The sequence below is a fragment of the Streptomyces sp. NPDC059371 genome, assembly GCF_042751995.1.
Classification (GTDB): Bacteria; Actinomycetota; Actinomycetes; order Streptomycetales; family Streptomycetaceae; genus Streptomyces.
Genome location: NZ_JBHYXD010000065.1, coordinates 44,224 through 51,991, shown reverse-complemented (window position 1 = coordinate 51,991; position 7,768 = coordinate 44,224). Strand labels below are relative to the sequence as shown.

8 protein-coding genes are annotated in these 7,768 nt (G+C 71.4%); 6 read left to right on the top strand and 2 right to left on the bottom strand.

Annotation, left to right across the window (positions count from 1 at the left end; all coding sequences use genetic code 11):
* The first annotated feature begins 169 nt into the window (after positions 1-169).
* Genes ACFXGX_RS29310 through ACFXGX_RS29295 form a run of 4 tightly spaced genes read left to right on the top strand, consistent with a single transcriptional unit; the run spans position 170 to position 3,781 of the window.
* Positions 170-1,285 (top strand): ABC transporter substrate-binding protein, encoded by a 1,116-nt coding sequence (locus tag ACFXGX_RS29310; protein ID WP_384796673.1) that lies wholly within the window; start codon positions 170-172, stop codon positions 1,283-1,285.
* A 15-nt stretch (positions 1,286-1,300) separates the two neighbouring features.
* On the top strand, positions 1,301-2,095 hold the full coding sequence (locus ACFXGX_RS29305; protein ID WP_384796670.1) for an ABC transporter ATP-binding protein: 795 nt from the start codon (positions 1,301-1,303) through the stop codon (positions 2,093-2,095).
* Positions 2,082-2,969: an ABC transporter permease gene (locus ACFXGX_RS29300; protein ID WP_384796667.1), complete on the top strand. Its 888-nt coding sequence runs from the start codon at positions 2,082-2,084 to the stop codon at positions 2,967-2,969. Before ACFXGX_RS29305 ends, ACFXGX_RS29300 begins: the two co-directional genes overlap by 14 nt.
* 5 nt (positions 2,970-2,974) lie before the next feature.
* Positions 2,975-3,781 carry a sirohydrochlorin chelatase gene (locus tag ACFXGX_RS29295; RefSeq protein ID WP_384796664.1) on the top strand — a complete coding sequence of 269 codons (807 nt, stop codon included), beginning with the start codon at positions 2,975-2,977 and terminating at the stop codon, positions 3,779-3,781.
* An 11-nt stretch (positions 3,782-3,792) separates the two neighbouring features.
* Here ACFXGX_RS29295 and ACFXGX_RS29290 read toward each other — a convergent pair whose 3' ends face one another.
* A complete protein-coding gene (locus ACFXGX_RS29290) occupies positions 3,793-4,602 on the bottom strand; it encodes a BTAD domain-containing putative transcriptional regulator (RefSeq protein ID WP_384796661.1) in 810 nt (269 codons plus the stop codon).
* 691 nt (positions 4,603-5,293) lie between these two features.
* Here ACFXGX_RS29290 and ACFXGX_RS29285 point away from each other — a divergent pair.
* Positions 5,294-6,700 carry an FG-GAP-like repeat-containing protein gene (locus ACFXGX_RS29285; protein ID WP_384796658.1) on the top strand — a complete coding sequence of 469 codons (1,407 nt, stop codon included), beginning with the start codon at positions 5,294-5,296 and terminating at the stop codon, positions 6,698-6,700.
* Positions 6,701-6,733: 33 nt separating this feature from the next.
* Here ACFXGX_RS29285 and ACFXGX_RS29280 read toward each other — a convergent pair whose 3' ends face one another.
* Positions 6,734-7,111, bottom strand: coding sequence for a winged helix-turn-helix transcriptional regulator (locus ACFXGX_RS29280; RefSeq protein ID WP_384796655.1), 378 nt, complete (start codon positions 7,109-7,111; stop codon positions 6,734-6,736).
* A 107-nt stretch (positions 7,112-7,218) separates the two neighbouring features.
* Here ACFXGX_RS29280 and ACFXGX_RS29275 point away from each other — a divergent pair, with 107 nt between their 5' ends.
* Positions 7,219-7,584, top strand: a complete 366-nt coding sequence (locus ACFXGX_RS29275; protein ID WP_384796652.1) for a DoxX family protein — start codon at positions 7,219-7,221, stop codon at positions 7,582-7,584.
* The last annotated feature ends 184 nt before the right edge of the window (positions 7,585-7,768 follow it).

The window sequence follows — 7,768 nt, the reverse complement described above, 5'->3', positions numbered from 1 at the left end:
ACCCCTCCCGCTCGACTCCTACGCCGACTCCCGCCGCACCGGCGCCTTCATCCTCATCGACCCCGCCGACGGCACCACCCTCACCGCGGGAATGGCGGGACCCGCCTTCACCACACATCCGCACCGCCCTCCGACGAGTCCGACCGGCCTGTGAGGAAAGGGAGTCGCCGTGCCAGCCCCGCTCACCATCCGCTCCTCCGGACGACTACCGGTCGTCGCGTTCTCCGTCCTCTCCGTGCTCGCCGCCGCCGGCTGCGGCTACGGCTCCCAGGGCAAGGACATGGACAGGCCGGCCGTCCTCGCCACCGGCGAGAAGACCGGCGGACTGGACCGGATACGGATCGGATACTTCCCCAACATCACCCATGCCACCGCCTTGGTCGGCCTGCAAGAAGGCTTCTTCCAGAAGGAGTTGGGCGGGACGAAGATCCGGACACAGGCGTTCAACGCCGGCCCGGCCGAGATCGAGGCGCTGAACGGGGGTGCGATCGACGTCGGCTGGATCGGCCCCTCGCCCGCCATCAACGGCTACACGAAGTCCGACGGGACCAACCTGCGCATCATCTCGGGCTCCGCCTCGGGCGGCGTCTCCCTGGTGGTGAACCCCCGGAAGATCGGCTCCCCGGCCGCGCTCAAGGGCAGGACGATCGCCTCGCCCCAGCTCGGCAACACCCAGGACGTGGCCCTCCTCGACTACCTCGCACGACAGGGCTACAAGGTCGACGCCAGGAGCGGACGGGGCGACGTGAAGGTCCAGCGCGTCGACAACAAGGAGATCCCCATCCTCTTCGAACGCGGCGATCTCGACGGGGCATGGGTGCCCGAGCCCGTCGCCGCCCGGCTGGTCGCGGCCGGCGGCAAGGTCCTGGTGGACGAGAAGTCGCTCTGGAAGGACGGGCAGTTCGTCATCACGAACATGATCGTGTCCCAGCGGTTCCTGAAGAAGCACCCGGACGTCGTCGAGGCGCTGCTGCGCGGCTCGGTGCGCACCAACGCCTGGATCAACGCCCACCCCCGGCAGGCGAAGACCGCGGTCGGCCGGAAATTGAAGGCCGACTCCGGCACGGAACTGCCGCCGAAGGTCCTGGACATGGCCTTCGACCACGTCCGGATCCTCGACGATCCGCTCGCCGCGACCCTGCGCGACGAAGCGGCCCACGCGGTCGCGGCCGGTCTGCTCCAGGACCCGCTGCTCGACCGCATCTACGACCTCCGGCCTCTCAACAAGGCCCTCCAGGCCGCGGGACGGCCCGCGGTCGACGACGCCGGCCTCGGCGCCGGCTGACCGGAAGGCGACCGTATGGCCACCCACCTCGTCCGACGGACCCCTGAGTCCGCCCGGGACGCGACGCCGCCCGCCGCGCGCATCGACCACGTGTCGAAGACGTTCGGCCGGCAGGCGGGCCGGCCCGTGCTGGACGACATCACCCTCGACGTGGCGACCGGCGAGTTCGTCACCCTGCTGGGCGCCTCCGGGTGCGGCAAGTCGACGCTGCTCAACCTCGTCGCGGGGCTCGACGAACCGACCCTCGGGACGATCGACGTGCCCGGCGGACGCCCGGCCCTGATGTTCCAGGAACACGCCCTCTTCCCCTGGCTGACCGCGGGCAAGAACATCGAACTCGCTCTGCGCATGCGGGGGATGACCAGGGCGGAGCGGCGCCCCGAGACGGAGCGGCTGCTCGAACTCGTCCGGCTCAAGGGCGCGTACGGCAAGCGGGTGCACGAGCTGTCCGGCGGTATGCGCCAGCGCGTGGCGCTCGCCCGGGCGCTCGCCCAGGACAGCCGGCTGCTCCTCATGGACGAGCCGTTCGCGGCGCTCGACGCGATCACCCGGGACGTGCTCCACGACGAACTGACCCGCGTCTGGGCGGAGACGGGACTGTCGGTCCTCTTCGTCACCCACAACGTCCGCGAGGCCGTGCGGCTCGCCCAGCGCGTGGTGCTGCTCACCTCCCGCCCCGGGCGCATCGCCCGCGAATGGACGGTGGACATCCCGCAGCCGCGCCGCATCGAGGACGCCGCGGTCGCCGAACTCTCCGTGGAGATCACCGAGGAACTGCGAGGGGAGATCCGCAGCCATGGCAGGCAGTGACACCGAGGACACGAGCGACCTCGCGGGGCTCGAAGCGGGACTCGACGCGCTGGAGAGACCGGCCGCGGCCACGCGGGCGCCCGTCGCGCGCCGGATTTTCGCGACCGTACTGCCACCGCTGTGCACCGTCGTCCTGATCGTCGGCGCGTGGCAGCTCGCCGCGGCCCTGGACCTGAAGCCCGATCACGTCCTGCCCGGACCGCTCGACGTGGCCCGGTCCATCCGGCAGATGTGGCTGGAGGGCACGCTTTTCGGCTATGTGTGGACCAGCCTCTCCCGCGGCGTGTTCGGCTTCTGCATGTCGATCGTCATCGGGACGCCGCTGGGTCTCGCGGTCGCGCGGATCAGACCGGTCCGGGCGGCCATCGGGCCGATCCTGTCCGGGCTGCAGTCGCTGCCGTCGGTGGCCTGGGTACCGGCCGCGATGATCTGGTTCGGGCTCACCGACGCGACCGTGTACGCGGTCGTCCTGCTCGGCGCGGTGCCCTCCATCGCCAACGGACTGGTCGCCGGCCTCGATCAGACTCCGCCGCTGTATCTGCGCGCGGGCCGGGTCGTCGGTGCCACCGGGCTCGCCTCGGTCCGCCATGTGCTGCTGCCCGCCGCGCTCCCCGGATTCCTCGCCGGGCTCAAACAGGGCTGGGCGTTCGCCTGGCGCTCCTTGATGGCGGCCGAACTCATCGCCAGCTCACCCGATCTCGGCACCGGGCTCGGCCAGTTGCTGGAGAACTTCCGCACCTACAGCGACATGTCGGGAGTCCTCGCCACGATCATCCTGATCCTGCTCGTCGGGATCGGCATCGACGTGCTGGTCTTCTCACCCCTGGAGCGGCGCGTCCTGCGCAGCCGCGGCCTGGTCGAACGGGCGGGGTGACACCGATGCCACCCGTGCTGCTCGCCGTCGCGCACGGCAGCCGCGATCCCCGGCACGCGGGAACACTGCGCGCGCTGGTAGGACGGGTGCGGGCCCGGCGGCCGGAACTGCGGGTGGAGATCGGGTTCCTGGACTTCACCGGCCCCTCGGTGCCCGAGGTGCTGGCGGAGCTCGCGGCGGACGTACCGTGTGCGGGGCCACGGCGGGAGGAGGCGGTCCGTGAGGTCGTCGCCGTACCGCTGCTGCTGAGCCGTGCCGTCCACGCCAGGGCGGACATCCCGGCGCTGCTGCGCCGGGCGCCGCCGGAGCTGCGGATCGAGCGGGCGGCGGTCCTCGGACCCGCACCACCGCTGTCGCGGGCCCTCGAACGACGGCTGTACGAGGCCGGGCTGACGCCCGGCGACAAGTCCTCGACCGGGGTCGTGCTGGCCTCGGCGGGAACCTCCGATCGGGAGGCGAACGCGGTGATCGCGGACATCGCGCGGGAGTGGCGGCACACCGGTTGGTGCGCCGTGCGGCCCGCGTTCGCCTCCTTGCCCGCCGACGCGGCGCCGTCCGGTGGCGGTTCCCGCCCGGACGGCGCCGGTACGGCCTGGGCCGTTCGCCGGCTGCGTGCTTCGGGCTGTGCCCGCGTGGCCGTCGCCCCGTACGTCCTCGCCCCCGGATTCCTCGCCGACCGCATCGTGCGGGGCGCCGCGCGGGCGGATGTCGTCGCGCCGGTCCTCGGCGACGCCCCCGAGGTGGTGGACGTCGTGCTCCACCGTTTCGATCAGGCCTGCTCACGCCTTCGCGTCACGGTGGCCGTGCCGTGACGCGGTGCGGCTCACATCCCCATCCGGCCGCCCTGTCCCACGGGCTCGCGGGAGAGCTCGGGGTCGTGGGTGAGGATGGCCTTCTCGTACCGGCGCAGCGCGGGCGTCGGCTCGACGCCCAGGTCGTCGACAAGGGTGCGCCGGCACTTGCGGTAGACGTCGAGCGCGTCGCGCTGGCGTCCGCAGCGGTAGAGCGCCCCCATGAGGAGCATGCAGAGCTTTTCGTTCGTGGGGTTCTGCTCGTACGCCTCGGCGAGTTCCGGAAGGATCCGGTCGGGCGGGCCGGTCCTCAGCTCCAGCTCGAAGAGCAGGGTGAGCGCCGCGTTCCTGGCCTCCACGTACCGGGCCGCGACGGCCTGGCACAGCGGTCCGACGCGAAGCCCCCCGAACACCGGGCCGCTCCAGAAGGACAGCGCCCGGCGCAGTTCACGGATGTCCTGGGCCGGGTCGGCCGGCGTTCCGTCCGCGACGCCACGCCGGACACGGTCGACGGTGTCCATGAACACATGGGCGTCGAGTTCCTGCCTGCCGACCGAGAAAAGATAGCCCGAGGGTGTCGTGATCACCCGTGATCCGGGCCGTTCGGGTTCGAGGAGCGCCAGGCTTCTGCGGACCCGGCTCACCTGTGCCTGGAGCGCGTTCTGCACCTTGGACGGCGGTTCACCGCCCCACAGTTCGAGAATGAGCGAGTCGACGGTGACGAGTTCTCCTCTGGAGACGAGAAGCGCCGCGAGCAAGAGCTGCTGCATGGCGCCGGCGAGCTGGAACACCCGGTCACGGGCCCGTACTTCGACGTGGCCTAGCACGGAGAAGAACAACACGGAATGCCCCTCGCCACGAAAAAACTGTTGTCTGCGACCTGCCCGCAGATCAAAGGACGGACATACCCGTGTTTGGCGTCCGGGAATTCTTCCGAAATTGAACGGGCCGGATAAGGTCCGGCAGCCTCGATCACTGATACCACGAATCCCCCGTTTGAGCAGTGACGTTCGATTGCCACGGCAAGGGGCCGGATCGACCCGTATTGCGAGACGTGCAGATCAATCGACCTCTAACCGAACTTCAGATCGATGATATTTAGCCACTGTTTGGCACGTCAACGGAGCAGGAGAACTTGGCGAGTTATGGCGCCCCACGTCCTCCGATTGTGAGGGTCGGCGCGTTCCCGCGCGTATTGAATCCGCAGGGTTCTTCCTCCCGGGGTCGCGAGGTCCGGCGCGGGAGGGCGCCGACAGAATGGTGAACAATGCCAAGTCGTTGAATAGGTGAGTAATCCTGCGAGCGAGGCCGGTTCGTCAAGTGGAGCGGGGCAGCCGGTCGGCCGCCACGGCCCGGCAGGGGCGGAGGAACGCGCGCAGTTCCTCCGCGTGGACCCCGGGTTCCTCGGACGGTCGCATCGCGGTGAACCTGGGGTGAAGGGGTGGCGTACAACCATCGGTGTCGTGTGTGGGTCTTCTCGGGCACCGGGCGTCGGGACGCCCGGCGCACGATCACCGTCCTAAGGGGTTTGCCTTGTCCTCGCGAAAGTTCCGCCTGCCCGTGGCCGCGGCCGCGGCCGTCGTCCTGTCCGCCACGGGCGCCGCCCCTGTCGTGGCCTCCCCGGCGAACGCCCCCTCGGGTGCCCCCACCGCCGCCGTACCGGGGTCGGTGCGTGCCGACTTCGACGGTGACGGATACCCCGACGTGGCGATCGGCGCCCCCGGCGGCACCGTCAACGGCCGGGCCGGGGCGGGATACTTCACCGTCGTCTACGGCATGGGACAGGGCCCCGACGGCGTCAAGCGCCAGGTGATCAGCCAGAACCGCTACGGAATCCCCGGCACGGCGGAGGCGGGCGACCGCTTCGGCAGCGACCTGACCGCGGCGGACCTCGACGGCGACGGTTACACCGACCTCGTCGTCGGATCCCCCGGTGAGGACGTCGGCAGCGCCCGTGACGTGGGACGCCAGACCGTGCTGTGGGGAAGCGTGGGCGGGCTCGTCGAGGCGGCCGTCGTCGGCGAGGGCACGGGGGTGACCCGGGCCGGCGACTTCAACGGGGACGGCCACCCGGACCTCGCGACGCTGTACGAGACGCGGTACGGGCCCATCAGCCGTGCCGGTGTCCCGGCCCGCACCGGCCCGCTCGTGGACGCGGACGTCCGCGTCCACGCCATGGCGGCGGGCGACGTCGACGGCGACGGCGAGACCGACCTCGTCATCAGCAGGGGATCGTGGGACTCCGACAACGACGGGACGGTGCCGCCGCCCCGGCTGCAACTGCTCTGGGGCACCAGGGGCGGTTTCGCGGAGGGCCCGCTCATAGCCGCGGCCGACACCGTGTCCGCGGACAGCATCGCCCTCGGCGACATCGACCACGACGGCCTCCTGGACGTCGTCTTCGGCCGCAGCACCGCCCCGGGCGGCGGGCTCGTGGGCGTCGTGCGGGGCGCGCCCGGCGGATTCGCGGCGCGGGCCACCCTGATCGGTCAGAACACGCCGGGCGTTCCCGGCACGGGGGAGAGCGGCGACCGCTTCGGCACCGACGTCTCCGTCGGGGACGTCACCGGTGACGGATACGCCGACGTCGTCGCCGGGGTGCCCGGAGAGGACCACGCCGGACGGACCGACGCCGGCACCTTCGCCGTGCTGAGGGGGAGCCGGACGGGCCTGTCCGGCAGTGCCGTCCAGGTCTTCAGCCAGAACACGGCCGGGGTCCCCGGCACGGCCGAGAACGGCGACGCGTTCGGCGGCGGCACCGCCGTCGTCGGCGGGTACGTCCTCGTGTCGGCGCCGAAGGAGAACAGCGGCTCCGGTGGTGTCTGGGTCTTCCCCGGCACCGCCTCGGGCATCACGGCGACCGGATCGGTGAGCTATGGACCGCACACCCTCGCCGCGCCCGAGCCCGGCGCACACCTGGGGGCCGCCTTCCAGCGCTGAGCCCGGCGGTGACACCCCTGGCCCCCACCGGCATCACCCCGCCCGGTCCTCGTAAGCGGTCCTGCTGGCCTCGATCTCCGCGATGTGCTCGACCGCCCAGCCGGCCAACGCGAGGGCCGGCGGAATGAGGCTCTCTCCGGTGGGGGTCAGCGCGTACTCGACGCGGGGCGGGACCTCCGCGTACGCCGTCCTCGACACCAGGCCGTCGCGCTCCAGGTTCCGCAGGGTCAGCGTCAGCATCCGCTGCGAGATGCCGGGAATCTGCCGCTGCAGATCGGTGAAGCGCAGCCGGCCCTGTTCGAGGGTCGTCACGATCAGCAGCGTCCACTTGTCGCAGATCCGGTCGAGGACGGCGCGGACCGTCCGGCCGCCGTCCCCTCGGATCATGCAGGTGTGCTGGTACTGCGACACGACAACTCCCTGTGGGTAGCGCACATCCATGTGCCTTTTGCGGGCCCCCCGACAGTGACTCATCATGGGGCAACTTACGCCTGGTAACCATTGTGCGAGGGACCGCCATGAACATCGCCTACTGGATCGTCGCAGCACTGCTGGCGGCCTTCTACCTCTACGCCGGAGGCATCAAGATCCTGCGGAGCCAGGAGCAGTTGCGGCCCATGATGGGATGGGTCGACACCGTACCGATGCCGGTGGTGAGGCTCATCGGGACGCTGGAGGTCCTCGGCGCGGCAGGCCTGATCCTGCCCCCGCTCACCGGGATCGCGCCCTGGCTCGCCGTCGCCGCCGCGACGGGTCTCGTCCTGATCCAGGTCGGCGGCACGGCCGTCCACCTCTCGCGCGGCGAGGCACGCGTGATCGGACTCAACATCGTTCTGCTGGCCGCCGCCGCGGCGGCCGTCTGGCTGGGCACCACCTGGCTCTGAGCGCTCCGGTCGCCGCGTACGGCGGACCGGTCCGGTCCGGTCCGCCGAGTGGGATGCCCCCCCCACGAGCCCTGTGGGGGGCGCGCCCCCCAGTGGGGGGGGGCCCCCCCCCGGCGCAGCGCAGCCCGCCCCCCCCCCCCCCCCCCGCCGCCCCCCCCCCCGCGACCCTGTCGAGGATGTCGCG

Coding starts and splice junctions, on each gene's coding strand:
- ACFXGX_RS29305 (WP_384796670.1), top strand. CDS start 1,301: ATGGCCACCCACCTCGTCCGACGGACCCCTGAGTCCGCCCGGGACGCG.
- ACFXGX_RS29300 (WP_384796667.1), top strand. CDS start 2,082: ATGGCAGGCAGTGACACCGAGGACACGAGCGACCTCGCGGGGCTCGAA.
- ACFXGX_RS29295 (WP_384796664.1), top strand. CDS start 2,975: ATGCCACCCGTGCTGCTCGCCGTCGCGCACGGCAGCCGCGATCCCCGG.
- ACFXGX_RS29275 (WP_384796652.1), top strand. CDS start 7,219: ATGAACATCGCCTACTGGATCGTCGCAGCACTGCTGGCGGCCTTCTAC.